The sequence below is a fragment of the Halorubrum salipaludis genome, from assembly GCF_002286985.1.
Taxonomy (GTDB): Archaea; Halobacteriota; Halobacteria; order Halobacteriales; family Haloferacaceae; genus Halorubrum; species Halorubrum salipaludis.
In genome coordinates, this window is the sequence record NZ_NSKC01000011.1 from 39,103 (window position 1) to 62,646 (window position 23,544).

21 protein-coding genes and 2 pseudogenes are annotated in these 23,544 nt (G+C 58.2%); 12 read left to right on the plus strand and 11 right to left on the minus strand.

Annotated features, from left to right (window positions below):
* The first annotated feature begins 17 nt into the window (after positions 1 to 17).
* On the plus strand, positions 18 to 242 hold the full coding sequence (locus CK500_RS17870; protein WP_004594599.1) for a DUF7123 family protein: 225 nt from the start codon (positions 18 to 20) through the stop codon (positions 240 to 242).
* Positions 239 to 1,240 carry a DUF63 family protein gene (locus CK500_RS15025; RefSeq protein ID WP_050050397.1) on the plus strand — a complete coding sequence of 334 codons (1,002 nt, stop codon included), beginning with the start codon at positions 239 to 241 and terminating at the stop codon, positions 1,238 to 1,240. Before CK500_RS17870 ends, CK500_RS15025 begins: the two co-directional genes overlap by 4 nt.
* A gap of 200 nt (positions 1,241 to 1,440) precedes the next feature.
* Here the strand turns inward: CK500_RS15025 and CK500_RS15030 are convergent, their stop codons facing one another.
* From CK500_RS15030 to CK500_RS15040, 4 genes are all read right to left on the minus strand, one after another.
* Positions 1,441 to 1,758 (minus strand): hypothetical protein, encoded by a 318-nt coding sequence (locus CK500_RS15030; RefSeq protein WP_004048656.1) that lies wholly within the window; start codon positions 1,756 to 1,758, stop codon positions 1,441 to 1,443.
* Positions 1,759 to 2,030: 272 nt separating this feature from the next.
* Positions 2,031 to 2,735, minus strand: coding sequence for a DUF7546 family protein (locus CK500_RS16950; RefSeq protein ID WP_123624180.1), 705 nt, complete (start codon positions 2,733 to 2,735; stop codon positions 2,031 to 2,033).
* 33 nt (positions 2,736 to 2,768) lie between these two features.
* Positions 2,769 to 3,350 (minus strand): helix-turn-helix transcriptional regulator, encoded by a 582-nt coding sequence (locus CK500_RS15035; protein ID WP_004048657.1) that lies wholly within the window; start codon positions 3,348 to 3,350, stop codon positions 2,769 to 2,771.
* Between the two features lie 125 nt (positions 3,351 to 3,475).
* Complete coding sequence (locus CK500_RS15040; RefSeq protein ID WP_049986199.1) at positions 3,476 to 4,864, minus strand: permease; 1,389 nt, start codon at positions 4,862 to 4,864, stop codon at positions 3,476 to 3,478.
* Positions 4,865 to 5,192: 328 nt separating this feature from the next.
* Between CK500_RS15040 and CK500_RS15045 the strand changes: the two genes are divergently transcribed.
* Positions 5,193 to 6,659 carry an amidohydrolase family protein gene (locus CK500_RS15045; RefSeq protein WP_050051507.1) on the plus strand — a complete coding sequence of 489 codons (1,467 nt, stop codon included), beginning with the start codon at positions 5,193 to 5,195 and terminating at the stop codon, positions 6,657 to 6,659.
* A gap of 29 nt (positions 6,660 to 6,688) precedes the next feature.
* Here the strand turns inward: CK500_RS15045 and CK500_RS15050 are convergent, their stop codons facing one another.
* Positions 6,689 to 7,213 carry an ArsR/SmtB family transcription factor gene (locus CK500_RS15050; RefSeq protein WP_004048660.1) on the minus strand — a complete coding sequence of 175 codons (525 nt, stop codon included), beginning with the start codon at positions 7,211 to 7,213 and terminating at the stop codon, positions 6,689 to 6,691.
* A gap of 201 nt (positions 7,214 to 7,414) precedes the next feature.
* On the opposite strand from CK500_RS15050, the gene CK500_RS15055 reads away from it, so the two are divergent.
* The 3 genes from CK500_RS15055 to CK500_RS15065 are packed head-to-tail and all read left to right on the plus strand — an operon-like array spanning position 7,415 to position 10,236.
* Positions 7,415 to 7,630 (plus strand): heavy-metal-associated domain-containing protein, encoded by a 216-nt coding sequence (locus tag CK500_RS15055; protein ID WP_004048661.1) that lies wholly within the window; start codon positions 7,415 to 7,417, stop codon positions 7,628 to 7,630.
* A gap of 4 nt (positions 7,631 to 7,634) precedes the next feature.
* Complete coding sequence (locus CK500_RS15060) at positions 7,635 to 9,554, plus strand: heavy metal translocating P-type ATPase (protein WP_006186939.1); 1,920 nt, start codon at positions 7,635 to 7,637, stop codon at positions 9,552 to 9,554.
* 28 nt (positions 9,555 to 9,582) lie between these two features.
* Positions 9,583 to 10,236, plus strand: a complete 654-nt coding sequence (locus CK500_RS15065; protein WP_006186940.1) for a hypothetical protein — start codon at positions 9,583 to 9,585, stop codon at positions 10,234 to 10,236.
* A gap of 35 nt (positions 10,237 to 10,271) precedes the next feature.
* Here the strand turns inward: CK500_RS15065 and CK500_RS17635 are convergent.
* Positions 10,272 to 10,549: pseudogene (locus CK500_RS17635) on the minus strand (site-specific integrase); the annotation flags it as partial.
* Between the two features lie 344 nt (positions 10,550 to 10,893).
* Positions 10,894 to 12,708 (minus strand): annotated as a pseudogene (locus tag CK500_RS15070) (transposase).
* A 517-nt stretch (positions 12,709 to 13,225) separates the two neighbouring features.
* On the opposite strand from CK500_RS15070, the gene CK500_RS16960 reads away from it, so the two are divergent.
* On the plus strand, positions 13,226 to 13,960 hold the full coding sequence (locus CK500_RS16960) for a hypothetical protein (protein ID WP_144049569.1): 735 nt from the start codon (positions 13,226 to 13,228) through the stop codon (positions 13,958 to 13,960).
* Between the two features lie 133 nt (positions 13,961 to 14,093).
* Here the strand turns inward: CK500_RS16960 and CK500_RS16965 are convergent, their stop codons facing one another.
* A complete protein-coding gene (locus tag CK500_RS16965; protein WP_144049570.1) occupies positions 14,094 to 14,582 on the minus strand; it encodes a hypothetical protein in 489 nt (162 codons plus the stop codon).
* 820 nt (positions 14,583 to 15,402) lie between these two features.
* Between CK500_RS16965 and CK500_RS15075 the strand changes: the two genes are divergently transcribed.
* The 4 genes from CK500_RS15075 to CK500_RS15090 all read left to right on the plus strand — a co-directional run bounded on the left by CK500_RS15075 (position 15,403) and on the right by CK500_RS15090 (position 19,195).
* On the plus strand, positions 15,403 to 15,858 hold the full coding sequence (locus tag CK500_RS15075; RefSeq protein WP_095638032.1) for a hypothetical protein: 456 nt from the start codon (positions 15,403 to 15,405) through the stop codon (positions 15,856 to 15,858).
* A 188-nt stretch (positions 15,859 to 16,046) separates the two neighbouring features.
* Positions 16,047 to 16,742, plus strand: a complete 696-nt coding sequence (locus tag CK500_RS15080; protein WP_095638033.1) for a P-loop NTPase family protein — start codon at positions 16,047 to 16,049, stop codon at positions 16,740 to 16,742.
* Positions 16,743 to 17,000 carry a hypothetical protein gene (locus CK500_RS15085; protein WP_095638034.1) on the plus strand — a complete coding sequence of 86 codons (258 nt, stop codon included), beginning with the start codon at positions 16,743 to 16,745 and terminating at the stop codon, positions 16,998 to 17,000. It begins immediately after the preceding gene.
* A gap of 2 nt (positions 17,001 to 17,002) precedes the next feature.
* Positions 17,003 to 19,195 carry a type B DNA-directed DNA polymerase gene (locus tag CK500_RS15090; RefSeq protein ID WP_095638035.1) on the plus strand — a complete coding sequence of 731 codons (2,193 nt, stop codon included), beginning with the start codon at positions 17,003 to 17,005 and terminating at the stop codon, positions 19,193 to 19,195.
* Between the two features lie 593 nt (positions 19,196 to 19,788).
* Here the strand turns inward: CK500_RS15090 and CK500_RS17235 are convergent.
* The 3 genes from CK500_RS17235 to CK500_RS15100 all read right to left on the minus strand — a co-directional run bounded on the left by CK500_RS17235 (position 19,789) and on the right by CK500_RS15100 (position 20,854).
* Positions 19,789 to 19,950, minus strand: coding sequence for a hypothetical protein (locus CK500_RS17235; protein WP_158224050.1), 162 nt, complete (start codon positions 19,948 to 19,950; stop codon positions 19,789 to 19,791).
* A gap of 148 nt (positions 19,951 to 20,098) precedes the next feature.
* Positions 20,099 to 20,410, minus strand: a complete 312-nt coding sequence (locus CK500_RS17490) for a hypothetical protein (RefSeq protein WP_198951589.1) — start codon at positions 20,408 to 20,410, stop codon at positions 20,099 to 20,101.
* Positions 20,411 to 20,854 carry a hypothetical protein gene (locus CK500_RS15100; RefSeq protein ID WP_198951590.1) on the minus strand — a complete coding sequence of 148 codons (444 nt, stop codon included), beginning with the start codon at positions 20,852 to 20,854 and terminating at the stop codon, positions 20,411 to 20,413.
* Positions 20,855 to 20,985: 131 nt separating this feature from the next.
* Here CK500_RS15100 and CK500_RS15105 point away from each other — a divergent pair, with 131 nt between their 5' ends.
* Positions 20,986 to 23,349 (plus strand): DEAD/DEAH box helicase, encoded by a 2,364-nt coding sequence (locus CK500_RS15105; protein ID WP_095638037.1) that lies wholly within the window; start codon positions 20,986 to 20,988, stop codon positions 23,347 to 23,349.
* The last annotated feature ends 195 nt before the right edge of the window (positions 23,350 to 23,544 follow it).

Consider the following 23,544-nt stretch of genomic DNA (forward strand, 5'->3'; position numbering starts at 1 on the left):
CCGTCACCTCTAGATCAATGTCGAATATTTCCCGGCACACGGTTCGAAGGTACCTCGTCGAGACAGCCAGTAGCGAACCGACATACCTCCGGGCTCGCGAGATTGCCAGCGACCTCGACGGATCTCCCAAGGCAGTCGCGCAGTACCTCAGCCAGCTCCAGGACGAACTCACAATCGTTTCACTCGAACAGTGGGGGCGCTCGAAAAGCACGACGTGGCGATTGGAGGTGAACGGGTCGTGAGTACTGTCACCCGCCGCGTCGAGACTGTCCTTCCGGAGACCGGCTCACGCGAGTGGTGGGCGCTGTACCTGCTGGCCCCGCTCGTCCTTCTCGGTGGGGGCATCCTCGTGTTTCCGACGTTGGTCTACGACCGGTTCATCTGGCAGTATCTCTGGGGACCAGTCGTCGCCGATGCGGCCGGTCAGCCAGTCACGCACGAGGGGATTCGTGCTGTCCAGGGCTACAACGCGGTGAACACGGTAATCTACCTCGCGGCAGTCGTATACAGCCTCCCCGGACTACGTGCGTATCTCGACCAACTCGACGTCACGTTCGACGCACGACTGGCCTACGGGTTCGCTCCGATCATCATCGCAGGTGGGGCGATGCGCGCCCTCGAGGATCTCGGGCTGCTCGGGGACTACGCGGTGTGGTTCATCACGCCATCGATTTACATCGTCGTCACCGCTGTCACCATCCTCGCGCTCGGTGTCGGTGCACTCTTGCGTGACCAAAATATCGGATCTATCCCGCTAACAGTCGGGCTCGTCGGGTCGGTGTGGGCTGTCGGGGCCGTCTGGTGGGCTGTTTGGCACGGCCTCTCGACATCGACCCCACTCCGCCTATGGGTTCCTGTCGCGACGACGGGGATAGCGCTCGGCGTAACCGCACTCTACTACTGGGGCACGAGTTTCGCCAATATCACCCACCTTCGACACCCGCTAATTCTGCTGGCCGTTTTCGGCCAGTTGTGGGACGCTGCGCAGAATCTCATCGGTGTGACGTTCCTCGGCTACTCCCCAAAGCTGGTCGTGACGAATCTCGTGTACCAGGCGACTGGATTCTCCGGATCGACGTTCGTGCTGAAACTCGTCGTGACTGTCGGCATCGTGTGGTATCTCGCCGATGCGAAAGAGGAGATGAATCACACGTGGTGGTGGCTTATGACGTTCTTCATCGGAGCGATCGGACTCCCGATGGGCGTTCGTGGGTCACTTCGGATGCTGTTGGGAGCTTAACGATGGCCTCAAAGATTGGCAAAAACCGATGACTCGAACGTCCAAAATTGCGGTAATAGGTGGAGGGATGGCCGGGCTTGCAGCAGCTGCTGGATTCGACGAGTCGTCCGCCCGAGAGTGTTGGTGTAGTGTGTCATTGTGATCGTTGAGTCAGTAAGTCGAATATCTATCGTGTCAGACGAGGATCCGAACAGGGATCGTTAGCAGCCGTACCCCTGTCCGTTCATCCCCGTCGCGGTGTGATTGTCGTCCGCCATATCTTGGGCCATCTCGTCGACGGTCACGCCCATGTGCGCTTCCATCTCGTCAACGGCATTCGGGCCCATGTAGTCGGTCATGTGACCTTCCATCCAGGCCGCCCAGTCTGCTGCACTACCATCGGCTGGCGTCCCTTCAGCTGCCGTCTCGTTCCCCTGGATCGGTTCGTCACCGTGTGCGCTAACTACCGGGGCGGCAAACGCGAGTCCGACAATCGCGAGCACCACGAGCAGCCATCGTCCGAGGTTTCGGTTGGTCATTGTTTTTCGCCTCAAGTAGTCATACGGTGGGTTCGGAGTTATCTTCGTGGGAGTGAACTCAAACAGGAGAGCGTTCAAGAACGTCTATAACGCCATCTAAACGTTTTCTACTGACGGGATCGTTCATACCTGCCGAATTCGAAAGGATCAGAGGAATGGTGAGAGCAAAGGGGATCCGTCGAGACTGTTCACCTCATTGCGGCGATCCAGACAATAACCACGGTTCAGGCGGCGAGGGAGGCTCGGGTATTGCTGACCACGAACGAGATGGATCAGTTCCCTCGGAACTGGTGATACTGCCTCGTGAGTGCCTGACGATGGTAGAGGATTCCAATTGTCATGAGGAACAGAACGGTCGCAATTTCGTAGCCATACGCACCAAGCAATAACATCGTTGAAGAACCACTCAGTCCGCCTGCAAGTAGTACGGCAAACAACGGGCTAACGCAGGCAGGGCACGCCACAATCCCGACTATTCCTCCGACTGCCGACTGCGAGAAATCAAGCAATGCATCATAGACGAGATACGCCAGCGCGAACAGGCCAACCGCTTGGTAAGGAATGAGCGAGACCGTGATCAGGTCACCTGTATAGACGAAGACCGGACTCCATCCCAAAGATCGACCCCACGTTATTCCGAAGCCGCTTGGTCCAGTGAGCTGCCCGAAATGAGAGGTGCTCGGTCCAAGTAATCCTGAAAAATAAAACATCACGATGAGATATAGAGCAACGACAAGTGCGGCACCAATACGATACACTCGACGTTTCGTTACAGGTCGAGTGTGCCAGATCACCCAGACTGAGGCGGTGAACCAAATAAATGGAAGGACGAAATGGGTCCACCGGCTCCCCATATCTCCTGTGAAATATGCGTACACCAACCCGGCGATCAACTGTGCGGCGAGGAGGAGATTGAGCCACGTGCTTGACTTGAGAACCCGGCTAATGCGATCAGTTTCGAGTGTTGCTTGTGACATGATGGGTAGTGTTAGTATGAATTTCTACGTCTGTTAGTTCTGCAGGTCATCACTCGGATACACGCGGTAGGTTCGACCCTGTCGTTCCCGATACAGCAGCCCGCGCTCCTCGAGTGAACTCACGGTCTGGCTCACTTTACTCTTTGAGAACTCAGATCGATCCCGAAGTTCGATCTGCGTGATTCCAGGCGAGTTCAGGACGGGTTCAAGGACGCGTCGTTCATCATCCGGTAAGAGATCGAGAACGCGCGCTTGCGGATCCGATTCAGGATTGATAGGCGTCGCCGGCGAGGCGTCATCGTCTATCGATGTAGGCGTTGCCTCCGATACCTGATCGGGGTCGATGTGATCCGCTGAGTCGGTTGTCGAATCGATGAGATTCCCTCGAACCACGTAATAGATGCCACCGATACTGCCTGCGACCAGAAGGGTTCCAACCACGTACCAGAGAGGATCTGGACCGTGAATCGCCCCCATAGACGAGTCCATCATCGGCCCCATCGACTGCTCGATAGCGCGACGCTGTTGATAGGCCCGCCAACTGAGTAGTCCGCCAGCCAAGAGGACGAACCCAAGGAGCACACCAACGACGGTATCCGCTGGACGTTGGTTCATATGACATCCCCTTGTTTCGATATCTGACTGCTCATACAATCAATTTTGGCGCGACAGGTGTGACAATTGCGGATTGAAGGTGCGATGATGAAGTGCTTCACAGCGGATGAACCACAGTACATCTATCAGTGATCGTGATCGTGGTTTGTTATCTGCGGGCTTTGATCAGCAAATTCCGTGGGCTCTTCCTCGAATGCCCGCTTACAGGTCTTCGAGCAAAAATAGTACGTCATCCCATCATTGGACGCACTCGGCCCCTCATCGTCGGTTCGCATGCCACACACCGGATCACGATACTGACCTGGTGCGCCGATTCCACGTCGGTAGACATACAGGAGGAACCCGGAGAGCGCGAAGGCGATAATATTGAGGTAGAACGTGTAGTTGAGCTCGAAGTACGTCTGTTCGGTCGCCGTCTCGCCACCGGCCAGATCTGGTACGATGCCGAGGGCGTCGAACAGCAACTCCATGAGGAAGCCAGTGAACGCCATCGTCACGAAGAAGACGCCAAGGATGTACAGCATGATCTTCCAGCCGTAGTACTTCCGGTAGACGTTCAGCACGGGCACGGTGATGAGGTCGGCGTAGACGAACGCGATGATCCCGGCGAAGCTGACGCCACCGCCCCACAGCGCGACGGCGAACGGGACGTTGCCCATACTGCCGACGAAACTGAGGACGGCGATGATGACGCCCATGACGGCGTTCTCGGCAGTCACGAGCAGGCCGTCGCCCTGAATGAACAGCGTGTTCCACACCCACTGCGGGACGAAGACGATGACGAACCCAGAAATAAGGAAGCCGGCGACGATGTCTTTCCAGATCATCGACCACTCCTTGCGGTACTGATTCCCGACCTTGTACCAGCCACCCCACGACAGCAACTCGTCACGCCACCCGCCGCTACTCGACGTCTCCTGGCGATAGGTCTCCATACAGCCCTCCGAGCAGAATTTGAGCGTCTCACCGCCGTCGGTCGTGAGCGTGTACTCGTCTTTCCCCTCCATCCCGCAGGTGGGATCTTCCGTGACGCCCGCCTGGCGGTCGCGCTCGTTGAGCTTCTCGCGGACTTCGTTAAACAGGTTTTCGGGAAGCGTAAGGTGGACGATGGCGGCCATGACGGCGATGAGAATCAGGCCGCCGAGCAGTTCCGCGACGAGGAACTCCCAGCCAAGCAGGATGAGAATCATCAGCCCTAGTTCGACGATGAGGTTCGTCGACGCGAACATGAACGCGAGGAAGTTCACCGCGTGCGCCCCCTTCTTGAACAGGCCCTTCCCGATGGCGACGGCGCCGAAACTACAGCCACTGCTTGCTGCTCCGAACACAGTCGCCTTGGTAAGTCCAGTTAGATCGCCCTCACCCAGCACCTGTGCCATCCGCTCCTTCGAGACGTAGACCTGGACCAGACTCGTAATCGTGAGGCCCATGATGATCGCCCACGCCGCCGTCCAGAGAAATCCGACACCGATACGAAGGGATTCAAGAACTCCGTCGATTATCGTCGCCTGCATAGGTGTATCATTGTAGGGATCATCTATTGCGGTTTTGATTAGAATATACTGCCTATGAGGGTATCAGTACTATGGCATCGTAACCGTCGGCCATAGATGATCTATCGTGAAGAGGGGAAAACATTGCAAACCTCCACAAGCTCCACGGAATCCGACTTCAGATTCAAAAGGGGGATCTGATTAAATCACGCCGACGTATTAGAGGCTAATGGGACCAGTAGAGACCGATGATATCCCAAATGAGGGGAACACCACCTGGAAGAACAGCCTTCGCCGGCCTGCTCGGTTGTCCAGTACGGTAACTGTCACATCCACTTCCTAATTTACGATGGCTGTCGATCTGGCAATCCATGATGCACTCGTTCTCACAGCCGACGAGCGGAACCGCCTGTACGAGCGCGGCACAGTATGCATCACCGATGGCTGTATCGAAGAAGTCCGACCATCACGTGCAGGAGACGGAGAATTAGAAGCGTCCACCGTTATCGACGGGAACGGGAAACTGGTGATGCCGGGGTTGGTGAACGCCCACACGCACTTGGAGATGACACCGCTCATCGGTGCGTTTAGCGAACTCGAGCTGACGGAGATGCTTGGGAGTGGGACGGCCTTGTTTAACAGATTAGGGAACGGCGAATTCGAGTACCTCGTCGAGGCAGGCGTCGAGCTCGCAGCGCTCAATTTCCTCTTGGGCGGTGTCACGACCGTGAACTCGATGGACGCACGGCCTGCCGCAGGTGCAGAGGCGTTCGGGGAAGCAGGGCTCCGCGGATTTTTCGGCCCGGCGATCTCGGACCTCTTCTGGGACCAACCAGTCGATCAGCAGTTCTCCCGTGCTCGCGAGTTCGTCGAAACGTACCACGACACGTACGAGGGCCGAATCAGGGCGACGATCTGCCCGCACGACGACTGGTCGTGTACCAGGCAGCTGTGGGAACGGACCGCGTCCCTCGCCGCAGAGTACCCGGACCTGCTCGTCCACACGCACTTGCTCGAACTCGAGGAGAGTAACACGATGGCACGAGCGAACGGTGGCGAGGACTCGGTGGGATTGCTCGACGACGTTGGACTCCTGGACGACCGACTGGTCGCTGCTCACTTCCGCCTCGCCGACGAAGAGGACATCCAGCGAACCGCCGAGGCGGACGCGGCTGTTGCGCACTGCCCGTCCGTCTTCTGTTACTGGAATCCGGACGGGGAGACGCAGTGGACGCCCGTTCCCGAGCTTCGAGCCGCCGGCGTCGACGTCGGAGTAGGGATTGACGACCACTACTGGCACGACTCGTACAGCATGTTCGGTGAAGCGCGGCAAGCTCGGCTGGCGGCAAATCTCAAGCGTTCAGCCGGGCAGTTCGACTCGATGGAACTGATACGAATGCTCACTATTGAAGGCGCACGCGCGCTGGGGATGGGCGACGAGATCGGCAGTATTGAAGCGGGAAAGCGCGCGGATATTATCCTCCTCGACGTCGACAAACCGAAGTTCACGCCACGGACCAATATTCCTGCACAGGTCGTGAACAACGCGGTGCCGGCCGACGTCGAGACAGTGATCGTTGACGGCGACGTCGTCCTCCGGAATGGTGTGCCCGAGACAATGGACTCGGACGACGTGCGACAGCGAGTAAATCAGGCTGTCGAACGCTTCATGGACGAGACAGGCTGGGAGTTAGACATTGGTGGTAGTGAACCGCCGACCAGCATCGAGACTGTACGGGACCTCCCAAAGCGTGGCCCTGCGCGACTCCTGACTCGCCTCGCGATGCAATCCGCGCGTGATCGGTTCTCCTTCTAAGACCCTGCCAGCGTAGGGGTGGTTCCCCCTCAGGAATTTCTGTGGGCGCGAACGAACGCACGTCGCAGGACGGTCAGAAGAACGTACGTCTCGTACTTCTGGGTCTGGCAGTGCTCGCAGGGCTGCATATCCTCGACGATCTCCTCAATAGCGTCGTCGTACTCGTCGGTGAGCGTAGTGAGCGCGTCCGTGATCTGGGGCTGGGCAGCGTCGATCATCTCCTCGACGGCGGCGTCGGCCGAATCTGGTAGTGAGTACGAGAGGACGATCGTGTTCGCGTGGTAGTACTTCGTCGTCCCACCACGCCCCTCCTCGAAGCGAACGACGTCGACGAGGCCCGCATCCCGGAGCTCGTTGATGTGATGGCGGACCGTGTTCTCCGTCCGGTCGATGCCGCGATCGTCGAGGCGTTCGTGGACCTCGGTCGCAGTTAGGGCTTCCTCGGACAGAATGTCGAGGACCATCGCCCGCATCGGCTCGTCGATGGCGTCCGAAATCCGAGTGTCTCGCACCGCGATGTCGTCGAGACGGTGGTCGGTATCGGAATCACTCATACGAGAACTGAGCGCGAGCACGCGGGAAAAGGTAGCGGGGCAGGAGTCGGGTAGGTGTCTGTCGAGGTATCCAGTACAGGATGGACCCGCGATAGCGAAAGCCCTAGACGACCCGTTTGACTGTTCCAACGACCCGTATCCGAATTCAAACATATCATCTAAAAAATACTTATTGAGGTACGGGCACTATCTCAAACTGTAATGAGCGACACAACCCAATTCCGCGTCCTCGACTTCGACTGCCCGACCTGCGCGAGTACCGTCGAACGCGCCCTGTCGAACGTCGACGGCGTCCAGCACGTCGAAGTCCACTACGCGACCGGCCGCGTCGAGATCGAGTACGACGACAGCGTCACTGACCCCGACGCCTTCGCAGAGACCATCGAAAACCAGGGGTACACTCCCCAGCCCGCCTAACACTATGAACAAACAATCGATCACGCAGTACTACCGGAACCACCGGAAGGCCATCGTCACGGCGACGAGCGGCCTGCTGTACGGCGGTGGCTGGAGTCTCGGCTACCTCACGAGTTTCGAGATGGCAAGCGCCGCCATCCTCGTCCTCGCGACGGTCGTGGGTGGCTACGACATCGCCAAGACCGCTTACCACGAGGTCACCAACCGGACGCTCGGCATCAAGACGCTGGTGACGCTGGCCGCCATCGGTGCTATCGTCATCGGGGAGTACTGGGAAGCCGCCGCCGTCGTCTTCCTGTTCAGCCTTGGCAGCTACCTCGAAGGCCGGACGATGCGGAAGACCCGGACGGCACTTCAGGAGCTACTGGAGATGACGCCCGACACGGCGACCGTCCGTCGCGACGGGACACTCCAAGAGGTCTCCGCCCGCGATGTCGAAGAGGGCGAAGTCGTCGTCGTAAAGCCGGGCGGGAAGATCCCGGTCGACGGAACCGTCGTCGACGGCGAGAGCGCAGTCAACCAGGCGCCGGTCACCGGCGAGAGCGCGCCCGTCCACAAGGCCGACAGCGACGAGGTGTACGCCGGGACGGTCAACCAGGAGGGCGCGCTAGAAATCCGGACGACGGGAGCGGGATCGGATACGACTCTCGAACGGATCATCCGTCGCGTCGAGGAGGCCCAGGAGGCTCAGTCGCCCACGGAGAGTCTCATCGACCGGTTCGCGAAGTACTACACGCCGGCCGTCATTGCCCTGGCTATCGGCGCGTACGCGGTCACGCAGAACGCGATCCTGTCGCTGACGCTGCTGGTCATCGGCTGTCCGGGCGCGCTGGTCATCGGGCCACCGGTCAGCATCGTCTCGGCCATCGGTAACGCCGCCCGGTCGGGCGTGCTGATGAAGGGCGGCGAACACCTCGAACGCGCCGGCAAGATCGATCTCGTCGCCTTCGACAAGACGGGGACGCTCACGAAGGGCGAGACCACCGTCTCCGACATCGAGGGGTTCGGCGTCGCCGCCGCCGACGTCCTCTCGCTCGCAGCGACCGCCGAGAAGAAGAGCGAACACCACCTCGCGGACGCCATCGTCGACATGGCCCGCGAACGCCAGACGGCTGCGACGGACGGTGGAGCGACGGTCGCCCAAGCGGACGATACGGACGTGGGGCGCAGGTCGGTCCCCGATCCCGACGACTTCGACGTGGTCGCCGGCAAGGGCGTCATCGCCCATGCCGATGGCCAGGAAGTCGTCGTCGGCAACCGCGCGCTGCTGGACGACCGCGACGTCGATGTCCCCGATCGGGTCGCCGACTACGTCCGCGAGCGTGAGGGGCGCGGCGAGACAGTCGTCCACGTCGTTCGGGACGGGGACATCATCGGCGCGATTGCGATGCGGGACGAGCTCCGGGAGGCCGCTCCTGGGGTCGTCGCGGCGCTCCAAGACGCTGGCATCGAGACGGTGATGCTCACCGGCGACAACGATCGGACGGCCGCTGCCGTTGCCGAGGAGGTCGGTATCGACGAGTACCGTGCCGAACTCCTCCCCGAGGACAAGCAGTCCGTCATCGAGGGCTACCAGGCCGACGGCCACGTCGTCGCGATGGTCGGCGACGGCATCAACGACGCGCCATCGCTGGCCACTGCCGATGTCGGCATCGCGATGGGTGCTGCGGGAACGGACACCGCTATCGAAACGGCTGACATGGCGTTGATGGCCGACGACCTCGAACGCATCCCGTACGCGGTCAAACTCAGCAAGGCGACGCGCTGGAACGTCCTCGAGAACGTCGGGATCGCGGTGCTGACCGTGACCGTCCTCCTCGCGGGCGTGCTCACCAGCTACGTCACCCTCGCGTCGGGAATGCTGGTCCACGAGGCCAGCGTCCTCCTCGTCATCCTCAACGGGATGCGACTGCTCCGCTACTGACCACGAGACACGATCACAACCACAACTCATGACATCGAATTCGACTGCGACTGACACGACCCAGACGAGAACCAATTGGCAGGTCGACTACGACGTCGAGCCGATCGAAATCCGCGACCCCGTCGCGGAGGCCCTCGACGTCCTCGAACCGGGCGAGCCGTTCGTCATCGCTTATAGAGACGCGGTGAAAGAGGCAGGACACTCCTGTCCGACTGCCTCGGGCGCCTACCGGATCGTCCAGCTCGGGCTCGACGCCCTGTATCCCGACGACTATCCAGTCCGGAGCGAAATCGAGGTCCAGACGGCCGGCCCGCAGGAGGATGCTGCGTACGGCGTGATGAGCCGTATCATCTCGTACGTGACTGGCGCGACCGGCGATGACGGATTCAGCGGGCTCGCCGGCGGCTATGGCGGCCGCCGCGACCTCCTGTGCTTCGACGGGTTCGACCCGGACACGGCGGACCCGACGTTCCGGTTCCGGCGAACCGACACGGACGAGACCGTCGAAGTGGCCTACCACGTCAGCGACGTTCCTAGCGGTGGACCCGCAATCGGGAACCTCCAGAGGATTCTCGACGGATCGGCAAGCGACCAGCAACGGGAGGCCTTCGCTGACGCTTGGCACCGCCGCGTGCAGGCTGTTCTCAGAGACGCCACCCTATTCTCCGTCGAAGGGGTATGAACGCGGCGGTGTACCCCTCACACTCGTAATGAGAGTTACCGCGATATACTGTTGGGCTCCTTGGGTACCTTGGTAGCGCCATCACCTAACTCGCCGACATCGATATGAGAGTACCCCACGCAAACCATCCCCTCAGAGTTGTCCAAGTATCGAGCTACAACCGCCAACCCAAATACTCAAACAAGAATCTCGCCCATCCCGCGTCAACTGCCATATGGAGCAAGGTAATCGTGTTTCCAATGGTCGATATCGATCTCCACAGCCTCTGAAGTCGTTGGAGAACCGACCGTGACCCATCAGTCATAATCTGCGGCAACGTCTACGGACACATCTATGCCGTTGTATGAGTCGTCGGAGCGCCCTGTCGGTGCCGTCGATATTGACGGGGTACAAGAGGTCAACTATGATTTATTTCCAGTTCATTTCGAACTGATTCGAAGGCACGCATCAAATCTATCCTCCGAGGTTGTGGATGTTGCGAAGATGGGCCTATGATGCACAGGTTTCGAGTCTAAGTCATCTGAAAGAAGTGGCCGAGCGGGTCTCGAAATGCGTTTCTGAGAGACCTATCGCGTAGCGTTCACAAATCCGATAGAAAATCGCCGGTTAGGCCAGTGCCGCCGCTCACGATCGAGCAAGCTCAGAGGAGACGAGAAATTAGTCGGGTGGATCGAGACCGTAGTTCTTCTTGGCAAATGTCAGGAACGAGTTCGAAGAGACCGCCGGCTGGTCGCCGACCTCACCGTGGAGTTCCAACTGCACGAGGATATCCACGAGTCGCCAGCAGTTGTACAACACGCAGGCGAACGCGAAGTTGAAGTACCGGAACCGGTGGTCGGGCGACTGTGTCTCCGCGAGGAACGTCTTCAGCTTCTTAAACCCGTTTTCAATGCCCCAGCGCTGCTTGTACCGGACCATCAGCCGCCCGATCTGGTGCTTCATCTCCCGCTCATCATCGGGATCGACATCTACCCACGGGAGATTTGTCTCAAAAGGTACCGTCGGCGCTTCGACACGCGCCGGCTCCTTGATCTCCTCTTCTTCGGCAACCTCGTCGAGGAGGTTGCTTAGCGGCGAGTCGCCGTCACGGTCCTCCGACAGCGGTGTGGTGTCACCGATATCTTCGAAGTCCTCGATGAGCTCCTGTCGGATTGTCACGTCCGTCCCGCCGTCGTCTTCCTCTTCACGTTCCCACTCGCGTTTCGGAAGGTAGACTGCCTTCCGTGTCGGCCTGTCGTCGAGGCGCTCTTGCTCGACGACGTCGAAGTCTTTGTCTTTGCTGGCAAGCTTGGCGATCTGGTGTTCATGGTCACTACTGGACCGCACAACGCCGGGATTGAGGTAGTAGACATCGTGCTCCTCGCAGACCTCTTTCACGCCGTCAGGCGCGAACTCACGGTCCATCATCACCAAATCGAGTCCGGGGACGATCTCGGTCGCTCCATCAAGGAGATCGTCCACAATATCCGCCCGCGTTCGACTTCGAACGACCGGAACAGCATCAAGGATCAGTGGGACATCGTGGCCGACAAGTTTGATAACCGCCCACTGGAAGAATGGCCCGTCGTCGCCTTTGTAACCGAGAATCTACGGTTCCTGATTCTGTCCGCTGCTGTCACGTTCAACATGTCCACTCCACGGGTCGCCCTTCGTGAAGTCGATAGCCGCCATCTGCTTGCGTCCCATCTTGTCCTTCGCTTTCGCCTGTTTAACGAGCGTCCGGCTAGTGTCCCGGAGCATCGTCCGGATACGTTCGACGCCAAGCGTCTTCGTCTGTAACCGGTGTGAATCACCCGACGGCGTTTCCGTCCGGGTAGAGTCGGTGGCAAAGGACTGTGCGCCGTCGTTCGGGTGCATATCACTCCGCATCCCGAAATATGACTGCTGTTCCCAGAATGCGCCTTCGGGAATACTTGCGTTTCCGCTGCGGTCAAGGTGGAAACAGTCCTCGACGATGGGTTTCGCACCCTTCCAAACCTCGCGGGCCTTCTCACGAGCGAGCGTATCCTTGCTTTTCGAACGTGTGACTGTATCCGTCGGCTGGTTGGGTAGAAACGAGGGTTCGGGCGCAGGAATGTCGTGGTATCGAGCGATATCCACGACGACCTCAGCGGCATCCCGAACGGCGTCGCGGACATCTTCGAGACGGTCTTCCCACGCCCGCCAGAGTGTGGACTGATCGGGGATTCCATCGAAGCCGAGCTGCGTGGTAAGAAACGGCTTCTGTTTGAGGTATTTCCAGAGAGTCGTTTCACCCTTCCAGCCTTTCACGCAGCGGAGTACGTGCGCTCGGAAGACAGCTTCCCAAGGTTTCGGGTCGCCCTGTTCGTGGTCGAAAGTGTCGTAGAATCGGAGGTAGCAGGCTGGGACTTCGGCCACAATATCTTCTAGCGTGACTGACCGATCGTGTCGGACCTGTTGCTCGCGTGGGTAGGTTGTAAGAACGCCGTCAACCATTTCGCGGAATGTCATATCGAAGGACCGTGCTTCGACAAGATCGCCAGTATTCGTGGTGTAAAGTCCGTCTACGTCGTAATCTTTCGGTGTAGATTCATAGCCCGCGCTGTCGAGATGCCTCCGTGGACCGAGGCGCTCCCACCGTGACCCGGTTGGGGCCTGTGCCGCGGTTCTTGACACGTAGAGACATATTTGTTTGCCAACTATATAAAGAATCCTTCAGCGGAGTGGAAGTGGTCACTGCTCTCGTTCAGTATAGGAGATTCACTGATCGCTCAATACAGGTGAAGGACAGGTAGCTCAATACACACCCTCAACGACCAACTGTCTCGGTTTGAAATCCGTTTGAAAGCATAGAACTCCCCACAAGACCTTTTATAATAAGGCGGAACGGGTGAATATGTACCGACGGACTCTCCTTGCTGGTCTCTCGGCCACTTTCGGCGGGCTCGCTGGTTGCAATACGCCGGGAACTGGGTCTACTAATTCAACGAACTCAACTGGGCCAGAATCTGACTCAGAATTCTCTGGTATGTCGATCCCTGACCTTCCCGGTGAGGGTGGCGTTACTTGGTACCACAAAGCTGATGAAACAACACAGGCGTTCGTCCGCCCAAGCACCGAACGAGCGGAATTACCCACTCAAATTGAATTTACGTTTTTCAATCGGTCACAGGAATCCACCAGCTGCGGCGGCTGGGATTTATACAAATTACAGGAAGATCAATGGTTTCACATCGGCCCGTACGCCCACGACGGCATCTGTGAAAACCTCCCGGCGGGTGAAAGTGAATCGTGGACAATAGAGGTAGCGGCTGATGAGATGGATAGCAACCATGAGGATCACTTTCCGTACCTCGGTGGAGGCCACTACGCCGCTGTGGTGGGGTACGGACACACAACATCGGAGAGTGCCGCTCTCGTCAAGTTTGACGCACCGACGATCTCGGTCGTACCAACAGACGATGTAACAAGCGAGTCAGACGGAGACACAGTGACCGTCACCGTCGAGGAGTGGCAGACAGAGTCCGATGATGGAGATCGAGACATAGTCACACTTGAACGAGCACAGACGGCCGACCGCAGAATGATCGCTGAACAGGTGATGCAAAATCGCGGATACCGCAACCTGCTCGCGCATATGAGTTCGGACGTTGAACGGGTGGTTCTCCGCACAAACAAACGAACAGCCGGTAAATTTGACGCCGAGACACGCCGATTTCAATACGCCAATCAAGCGTACCGCGTTTGGAGAAACGAGCCATAATTACGTGGAGCGAGAGGGCTGAATCTCAGAGCTTGGTTGAACCTTTTAGCGGCTGACCACATCTGACACAGCTACGGTCAATACAGACCAATTACGTATCAAAGTTGAACGGTCACGTGTTTAGAGACAGGTTCTACTCAACGGGAATACATTCCATGAGATCGCCATTAGCAGGGCCTTGATTGGGATCACCAGTTCGTCTGATGACTCTCTCATCAATGTAGTACCATGCGGATTCCATATTATCAGATACTCCCTCTCCGTTGTCCATTTCAGTGATTATTGACCAAGTCGTTTCGACGTGAACCACGATACTATCGTCGGTGGTATCGACTACACGAACGGTGGATGATGGCTCCGTTCCGAGTGATTTTTTCTCGTCATCGGTTTCGATAAGATGGTTAGTAACGTATTCTCGTTCGTAGTCCTTCACAAATGATCTTGCTTCGCTCACAGTGGTATCCTCAGGAAGGGGGACGTTGTAGTCATGAGAAACAGGACACTCATCCGGGTGAGATTCGGTGAATCCCTCGGCAGATTCATTGGCCGAAGATGGTTTCTCTATACAGCCTGCGAGGAGGACATTGCTTCCGAGGACAGCGAGAATGGTTCGACGGCGCACGTAGTAACTTTCAAAAGTCGAACTAAATAAATGATTCTGTCGATATTCTCGATATATAACATATATGGTCCCGGTGGAAGTCAATAAGCACTCTTCAGCGACCGGCTGTTTCAGCCGATAATATATCTGAATAATGGGATTTCAACAAAGCCAGTAGCTCTATTTGATTCTAAGTTGGAATTCTATTCTCGAACATCAGTCACTCTTGTGGGCCTTATTCCGCGCCCCCTTATTTGGAGAGATGTCATGAACACTTTCTGTCGTTCGCAACTTAACCTGCCGCGGCTGATTCGGCCACTAAATCCCCCTTTTCTTCCCGTAGGAAAGTCTCTCCTTCGGGCGGTTCTTTAATTGAAATATTACTTTCACTCCAGTCACGTCAATATTATTTGAAAGCAATACGTTCAATGGGTTGTGACTGTTTACCAGATCACGTATACGCTGAACAGTCCTGGACAAGATTATGAACAGTTGTATGACGCAATAGAGGCGCTCGGAGATTCCGTCCACCCTCTTGACGACTGTTGGTTCGTGGAGACTACAGAGTCAGCAGATGATATTCGAGACACACTAAGCGAAAACACAGGTTCCAATGATTCGATCATCGTGACAAAAAAGAGTGAGTCAGGGGTGACATGGGCGACAAGCAACGCATCGGATGCCGGAGAGTGGCTGTCTAATCACTGAGGCAAAATTATGTCACGACGTGCCGTCCCGTTAACGGGTATATGCCGCGACACCCGTTGGCGTCGCCGATCTGCTGAGCTCAGGTGCGACAGGCAGCCCTATCTATAAATCCCATCGGTTTGATGTATGTACTGTGTTAGACCAAACACCCTCCCGAGACGAGGTCCTCGAATACTTCCATACCCGCCCGTGGAGTGAATGGCGAAAACATGACGCGAACAGCTCCTACGCTGGCGGCGATCCGAACGATCCGGTCCATCATCCCGTGTGGGTGAACAACAGCGACGTTCGGATTCGGATCGAGCAGGGCCGAACCGCTGTCAAAGACTTTCAGGAGGATTGGCTCGACGCATTTCCGAATCCAGACGCGACGAGTTACTCTTTCTGGCTCTACCTAAATGATTCGCCGATCACCCAGCGTGTTCTCGTCGGCGTCGACGGCCACCGGGCGTATCTTCCCATCCCCGATATCAGCGGTGACGACCCAGTCATCACTCCAGAAAAGGCGAAGTGGGGGCGTATCGTGACGAGCGACAGAGAGCACTTCGAGCGAGCACTCGATTACGCCGACATGGTCATTGAGGAGTAGACACCCAGCGACGCTATAGAGAGTATCACCCCTTAGTCCACTTTTGAAGCTTTGAAGCGGGCCATCTCGATCAGTTCCGTCGCAACAGATCATGAATGTAGGACGGTAACCCGCCCACTCGGACTACTTCCACTTTCACCGCCCGTCCATGGCTCACCCCTTTTAGTAACCTGTCCATCTACGTGAATATGCACACGTCTCGACGACCGACCGCCGATCTGCCAGCGCTCGAACCGGGCGTCACGCTCGTCGACGTTGACGACGACCTCGGCGTCACCCCCGTACAGGCGTTGCTGCTCGATCACGTCCTGGGCGGAGATGGGTGGGTGTACTGGGTAGACGGCGCGAACCGAGCGAATACGACCCGGCTGCGCGAACTGGCGCCAGCCGATCGGGTGCTCGATCGGATCGACGTAGCTCGGGGGTTCACGGCCCACCAACACACGTCGCTGCTCAATCGACTCGCCGGTCGGCTCGATACTCGCGACCAGCCGTCGCTCGTCGTCGCGACCGGCCTCGACGGAATGTACCGTGGCGCCGATATCGAGGGTGAGCTCGCGACCCAGATGTTCATTCACGCGATTGCGTCACTCGCGAGAATTGCTCGCATCCACGACGTGCCGGTCGTCGTCACCCGGTGTCGTGAGGACGAGTTCTCGCGGCCGCTCCGGCGCGCTGCGGGGACGCACCTCCAGTGCCGGGCGACGCCGCTCGGACCACGGTTCGAGGACGCAGCGGGCGACATGGAGACGCTCGTCTACCACACGGATGACGGCTGGATGCAGACGACGCTGGCGTACTGGCAGGAGGTCCTCAAACACCGGGCTCGGATGTACAAAGCACCGACACTCGAACGCACGGCCGGCGTCGTGGGGGTGCAGTAAATGGGCCGGACGAACCCGACCTACCGCGATCGGCTTGGGGCGATTGAAGACGAGTGGGGTGCGTATCGCCGAGCGCTCCGTCGACGCGATCAGGAGACCTTCGATCGGCTGTTCGTGTACGCTCGCGACCATTCGGACGCCGCGGACACGCTCAATCACTCGGACCCACTCGCGCCGGTGTGGATGGCGATCGCGCTCGAACAGGACCGGCGGATCAGCGAACTGGAGGCGCAGGTCGACGAACTCACTGACGGGTAGCCGTGACCCTCACGCTGGACTATCTCGGGGACGGTCGCCTTGCTCAGTGGACGCTCACATCCGATGGCGTCGCTCGCGAGGTCCACGACGACTACCGACCGACGCTCTTCGTCGGTGACGCACCGGACGACCTGTACGGGCGGAGGGGCGGGCCTGAGCCGACACCGCCGAGCCGGGATGGTCTCTCGGACGTACTGAACGAGCTCCGGTCGTTTCTCAACGGGCAACAGGCGGTCGCCGGCCTTGACGTCGAGTCGCACCGGCAGACGTTCCGGACGGATGCCCGCCCACTCCTCCGTGTTGACGCCGCGTCGATCGAGGCTGTTCGGACGGTCGCGAAACGGGTTCGGCAGTTCGACCAGCCGGACACGTTCACCTGCTACAACGTGGACTTCACGCGACAACTGCGGTTCTGCCTCGAAACAGACACGCCGGCCGCGCCCGACCGATCGATTCGTGACCTCCGAACGCTTCGACTGAAGTTTCCCAGCCATGAATCTGGGATCGAGTCGCTTCCACAGCTCACCGTCGACGGCGAGCGGGTCGGCTCGTCGCCTCACGAGGTCCTCGATGGCGTCCAGACAGCAATCGACGAGCGCGATCCCGACGTGCTCGTCGTCTCGACCGCCGACCTGATCCCGTTGTTGTTCGAGGCCGCCGACGCGTACGGAGTCGAACTCGAATTCGGCCGCCGGTCGGGGTACACCAAACTCGCCGGCGAGTCGACGTACACCTCCTACCGGAACGTGGGCCACTCCCCGGCCCGATATGCGGTCCCCGGCCGCGTCATCATCAATGAGTCCAACTCGTTTTTCTATCACGAGTCCGGGCTGGAGGGCTGTCTCGACCTCGTGGGACGCTCCGGGTTGCCGCTGCAAGAACTCGGCTGGGCCTCTATCGGCCGGGTTTTGACGGCCATGCAGATTCGCGAAGCCCGGTCGCGTGATGTCCTGGTTCCGTGGCGAGCGTGGCGCCCGGAGCTGTTCAAATCGGCGTCGACACTCGATGCCGCCGACCGCGGCGGGACCACCTTCGCCCCCGATGTCGGCCTTCACGAGGACGTGTACGAACTCGACTTCGCATCGCTGTATCCGAATATCATCCGAACGCGGAATATCTCACCCGAGACGGTCCGGTGCGGCTGTTGTGACACCGACGACGTGCCGGGGCTCGGCTACTCGATCTGCGACCACGACGGGTATCTCCCCGAGGTGCTTGCCCCGCTTATCGACGCCCGGAGTGAGATCAAAACGGAGATCCCCGATGCCGACGGCGAGGAACGCGAGCGGCTGGAGGCCGCTTCGTCTGCAATCAAGTGGATATTGGTGTCATGCTTCGGGTATCAGGGCTTCTCGAACGCCAAATTCGGGCGGATCGAGTGTCACGAAGCAATCAACGCGTTCGCCCGTAAGATCCTCCTCGACGCGAAGGCCGCACTGGAGGACGCGGGGTGGCGGGTCGTCCACGGGATAGTCGACTCGATCTGGGTGACGCCCGCCGAGGGTCGCGAGCAACGTCCGCTGGAGGAGGTAGCGGAGGAGGTGAGCGCTGAGGTCGGAATCGACCTTGAGTACGAGTGTGCGTTCGACTGGGTGGCGTTCTGTCCGATGCGGAACTCCGACTCGGGGGCGTTGACTCGCTACTTCGGGAAGCGACGTGGAGAGGAGTATCCCGAGGCCGGACTCGGCGACGCGATCAAAACCCGCGGCATCGAGGGACGGCAGCGATCGACATCGGCATGGGTCGAGGACGTACAGAGCGAGGCGCTCCGCGTGTTCGACGAGACGCGATCGCCGGAAGCGGTGTGTGACGTGCTCCGGCGCCGGCTCCGAGCGTTACGGGAGGGTGAAGTCGATCCGACCGGGCTGATCGTCGACAACCGGGTCTCGAAGGACGTGGACGAGTACTCGATGGAGACGCTCACCGTGGCCGCGCTGAAACGCGCTCGGATCAAGGGTGCCGGGTTGGCGCCGGGACAGACCGTCCGGTACGTTGTCGTCGACGCCGACGCTCGCGGCGCGTCACGGGTCCGATTGGAGTACGAGGACCTCGGGCGGTACGACACTGGGTGGTACGAGGACGCCGCCGTGCGCGCCATCGAGAGCGTGCTCGCAGCGGTCGGGTGGCGCGAGGGAGAGATTCGGCAGTACCTCAGTGGAACGAGCGACGAGACGTTGGCAAGGTTCATGGATTGATGACGTTCCGGCGAACATGGGCTAGAGTTGTCACTAGCCCCTTTTACCTACGAGAATGGGCTCTGGATAAACGCGCCTGTAGTAGGCCAGCACGACCAACACGACCCACAATCAGCCAGTAGTCCGGTGCGCTCGGCGGTTACGTCGACCGCGGGGGAGTACCGAAAGCGAATCGCCCAGTAGTCTCGCAAATCTTGTCGTCGCGACGAGACGCCGCGGCTTGGTACCGCGACCGTCGCCGACCCGCGACCGAGGCGACCGGACCAACGTCGAGGGAAAACTCGCCGTCGACGGCACCGACGACGCGCCCGGAACGCTGGTGCGAGTGGCGATCCACGATCTACAGCGAGCCCCTCGTACCCGGCAGAAAGTGTCGCGGTGCAACCCCGACGACGCTGTTGCCGGCGCTTGTGCGGATGGGATCGTTCATGGCGGGCAGTCGCAGTCGTGCGGTCGGGCCGGGTGTTTCAACACGGAGAGGGCGTCGTGTACGGTGTTAAGCGTGTTGTCGACGTGGACCCTAACTCTTTAAGACCATTCCGTGAATAGGCAGGATTGGTTGTAGGTGGAGACGCCCTAGTTGGCGCGCTCCACTACCTCATCCCGATGAGCCGCGCGGCCAGCATGACGATCTCGGCCGTCATCTTGATCGTCCGCAGCACGTCGAGGGTGTGCGGAGACTTGTCGTCCCCATCTGACTCGTCGTCGGTGTCGGCGTCGTCGGCCGACTCGATCTTGTCATCGTTGCCACTCATGAAGCGGGCTGATGCGAGGAACAGGAACGAACGGTGGTTGTAGGCGGAGACGCCCCGTTCCTCGTGCACAACCCTATGTCAGTATCACCTAAAAAGGCACCCGATCGGACCGGCACGGAAACGGCTATATCGAGTAGCTTGCAGGTCGCTACCTGTCGGCCAGGTCGTCGTACTTGTCGAGGACCATATCGAGGTACTCGTCAGTCATCCGGCGGGGGTTCTGGACAGTGTGAAAGTCGTCGAGGATGAACGCAACCTGATCGCGATCGTCGTCACTGACTGCGTCCGTCGGCGAGGCGCCGCCCGTGGTCGCGTTTTCGTAAATCGTGAGAAAAACCGGTCGGAGGTCGACTTCGGAGATGACGTTATAGGTGTACGAGTTGGCGTCGTACCGGATGAAGATCCACCGGATGCTGTCCGTCGCGAACCCGTAGTCAGACTCAAACTCGCGCTGACTCAATCACGATTTGACCTGATCGAGACCGTGGCCGCGTTTTTCGAGCGGCTTATTCAGCGACTCGGCTTCGATCAAGAGCCGAGAGGAGTCGATATTTGGGATATCGCGAAGTGAAACCGCGTAGTCCGCCTGCTCGCCCCGAGTTGTCGAAAAGTCGCCGACCTCAGAACCGTAATCGGTGTACCCGAGCCTGTTCAACAACGGCTCGATCACTCGATCCCGTGTGATCGGTTCGGGATCGAGGCGATCCTGAGAATACTCCGACTTGAGGATGTACGAGCCGGGGTCAGAGATAAACACACCGTCGAGAATGTCGTCGTCGATCTGATCGCGAAGCCGACGAATCGAGTCGGCGATCGTCTCGATGAGCGCGTCTTCGTCCTCGCGGGTGACCTCGGTCTCGAAGTCGTCAAAGTCAAATTCAGTCTGAACGTCCCGAGCCGACATGATGCTTGTCCGGTTCTACCGCCCGTAACTCCTCTCCAATGGCGATCGACGAAGCACGAACAAGGTAATTCGATTTGCCAATTGGGGTAGTATTTTTATCAGATGGCGCGCATTCTTAGCACAATTCATTAATGGCTGATATTCCAGATGGTCTCTCCCACTCCAGTGTTGAGCGGGTTGAATCACTACTTCAGCGGAAAGGGTTTGACTCGGTGAATGAAACCCAGGCGGCTTTCCTCAAGGCAGATGGAATGAATGAGGGAAACACCCTGCTCTGCGCAGAGACTGGGAATGGGAAGACATTCTGTGCTGAAACTGTTGTGCAACGGGCGCTTGAAAACGGGAAGTCAGTTGCGTATCTCGTCCCAAGTGTCTCTCTCACGAACGGGAAGTACGAGTCCATCAGCGAATGGCTGGACGGAGGATATACGCTGGCCAATGCCACGTGGGGTGACACAGCTGGCTACCAGCATGCTGATGTGATCGTTGCGACCTTCGACTCGTATTATGAAGCAGCGATTCGCGGTGTTGGCCTCGGTGTGGATACGCTCATTTTCGATGACTTCCACGAGATATACTCAGACTTTCGCGGAGATACCATCGAAAAATGCCTGACTATCGCCCGGCAGAATGGGGCTGAGATCTTTGCGAACAGTGCGACGGTTGGGAATCCTGATGAAATTGCTCGTTGGTTAGAGTCAGATCTTGTCATCAGCCCTGCGAAGCGAGGCGTTCCGATCGTTGAAAGACCGGTGAAGAAAGGTGATTCACGGAAGTCCTATGGCGAGTTCATCGGCGATCTGATCATGGATAACCGAGAGGTGGGCCCGTTCATGATATTCAATTTCTCGACGTCAAATGCTCAGACTCGGGCGCTGCGGATCAAAGATAACTGTCGGTTCGAGCGACCCGATACAGACTACCGGGCAAAGGTTGAGGCCGCAGTCGATACTGTTCTCACAAGTACCCACCATGATTTGATCAGCTGTCTGGAGAACGGAGTTGCGTTTCACTATGCCGGGCTCGAGAACTCTATCAAAGAGCTCGTAGAGGAAGGGGTCAAGAACGGCGACATCAAGTGTATCTCCTGTACGACCACGCTCGCGTACGGGTTCGACTCACCCATTCAATCAGTCATTGTTGCTGACCTCGCTCGCTTTGGGCAGTTTATTGGAAAGTATGAGTACATACAATGGATCGGTCGGGCTGGCCGGGGTGGAGATATGGAGGAGGCGTATGCTTACCCCATCTACACAGACGAAGAGGCCGAAGAGTACTTTGAGTTCGGAACGCCAGTCGAAGAGAAATCGCTTGAATCAATTGGGTCGCACTTCGGCCCTGTACCCGACGACTTCCCGAGTGATGAATACATTTCGAACGCAGAGAACGCCGACACGAATCTCCGCTGGCTCCTGATTGAACTTGTCGTCAGTGGGTGGAATACACTCGACGAGTTGATCGAGTTCGTTTCGATGACGCTGTACGGGTTCTATCAGGGCACGTCGATGTCAGCGACTCCGACTCTCGGTAATGATGAGGTCGCCCAGAAGGTCATTCGATTCACAGAGGAACTCGACGAGAAGGGCTTCATCAACTACCAGTCGGACAATCAGATTACACCAACTGAACTTGGCGAGGCTGTCTTCGAGTACGACCATGCGACCCGGCTTGAACCAACGCCTGACGCGCTCAAGGGTGTTGTCAGGATGCTCGAGAACTACCACCCGATCTCGCCCGAACGGTTAATCAAAGAGTTCGCGACGGTCTCATACACGTGCGATCTTGGGGAGTCTCACAGTGAGGATAATCCGTTGTGGGAGTTACTGGAGAGACACGGCTACGAACAGTCCAACTCGTCGATGACGGCAGCCGTAATGACGTGGCTCTGGTGTCAGGGTATCAATGCGGACTTGATCGAAGATCGAGCAGATATCGACGTGGCGCATCTCTCTACAACTGCTAGCAATCTCTCTGAAGCGATTGGGGCGATCGGTGAGCTGTACAACGCAACACCACATGAAGAACCGGTGTGGGTAGAGACGTTTACTCAGCAGCTTGCGGATGGGGTAACGGTGAAAGATCTCCATCTGACGTCCTACGATGGAATCGCTCGGGGACGGGTGATGGCGCTCGAAGATCAGATACAGACCGCGTGGTCAGGCCTCGACAAGGATATGCCACCGGGTCACGCTACAACCATCGAAAAACTGGCCTTCCAACAGAAGCAGGCTCCGTCAGGCTTCGAGGAAAATATCGTTCTCAGCGCAGACCACATCTCGACTGGGACAGCACCGACTGTTGTCGAAGCGGTGAAAGACTGGACAGCCGGTGACTCCGGAGAGCTGACTCAACCGCCGATTTCCGAATCTGGTCGTAACTTCCTTAATTTCGGCAATTCGTCCGGGACGATCGAGATGCCGCAGTCTGCGAGTGAGTCTACGGAATCAAGCTCTCGTGATACGACACGTGGAACGTCACTTGATGACTTCGTGTAAAGAGTATCATTGTCTGAACTCACGAGGGACTCGTGAATCAGTATCCGCCCACTCACCTACCACATGAGCAAGCAGTGTCTCGGGGTCAATCCCTGGAGATGAGTCCCACAATGCGCTTGCTAGGGGAATTCTTCATCGAGATGGTGGCTGTAGGTTCTTCATCTTGAAATCCGACCGGGCAACAAACTGCCCGGC

Bases quoted from the DNA above. Each gene is read 5' to 3' on its own strand.
- CK500_RS15055 (WP_004048661.1), top strand. From the start codon at position 7,415: ATGAGCGACACAACCCAATTCCGCGTCCTCGACTTCGACTGCCCGACC.
- CK500_RS15045 (WP_050051507.1), top strand. From the start codon at position 5,193: ATGGCTGTCGATCTGGCAATCCATGATGCACTCGTTCTCACAGCCGAC.
- CK500_RS15050 (WP_004048660.1), bottom strand. From the start codon at position 7,213: ATGAGTGATTCCGATACCGACCACCGTCTCGACGACATCGCGGTGCGA.
- CK500_RS16950 (WP_123624180.1), bottom strand. From the start codon at position 2,735: ATGTCACAAGCAACACTCGAAACTGATCGCATTAGCCGGGTTCTCAAG.
- CK500_RS15105 (WP_095638037.1), top strand. From the start codon at position 20,986: ATGGCTGATATTCCAGATGGTCTCTCCCACTCCAGTGTTGAGCGGGTT.
- CK500_RS15040 (WP_049986199.1), bottom strand. From the start codon at position 4,864: ATGCAGGCGACGATAATCGACGGAGTTCTTGAATCCCTTCGTATCGGT.
- CK500_RS17870 (WP_004594599.1), top strand. From the start codon at position 18: ATGTCGAATATTTCCCGGCACACGGTTCGAAGGTACCTCGTCGAGACA.
- CK500_RS16960 (WP_144049569.1), top strand. From the start codon at position 13,226: ATGTCGATCCCTGACCTTCCCGGTGAGGGTGGCGTTACTTGGTACCAC.
- CK500_RS17235 (WP_158224050.1), bottom strand. From the start codon at position 19,950: ATGAGTGGCAACGATGACAAGATCGAGTCGGCCGACGACGCCGACACC.
- CK500_RS15030 (WP_004048656.1), bottom strand. From the start codon at position 1,758: ATGACCAACCGAAACCTCGGACGATGGCTGCTCGTGGTGCTCGCGATT.
- CK500_RS15035 (WP_004048657.1), bottom strand. From the start codon at position 3,350: ATGAACCAACGTCCAGCGGATACCGTCGTTGGTGTGCTCCTTGGGTTC.
- CK500_RS15085 (WP_095638034.1), top strand. From the start codon at position 16,743: ATGGGCCGGACGAACCCGACCTACCGCGATCGGCTTGGGGCGATTGAA.
- CK500_RS15100 (WP_198951590.1), bottom strand. From the start codon at position 20,854: ATGTCGGCTCGGGACGTTCAGACTGAATTTGACTTTGACGACTTCGAG.
- CK500_RS15065 (WP_006186940.1), top strand. From the start codon at position 9,583: ATGACATCGAATTCGACTGCGACTGACACGACCCAGACGAGAACCAAT.
- CK500_RS15060 (WP_006186939.1), top strand. From the start codon at position 7,635: ATGAACAAACAATCGATCACGCAGTACTACCGGAACCACCGGAAGGCC.
- CK500_RS15080 (WP_095638033.1), top strand. From the start codon at position 16,047: ATGCACACGTCTCGACGACCGACCGCCGATCTGCCAGCGCTCGAACCG.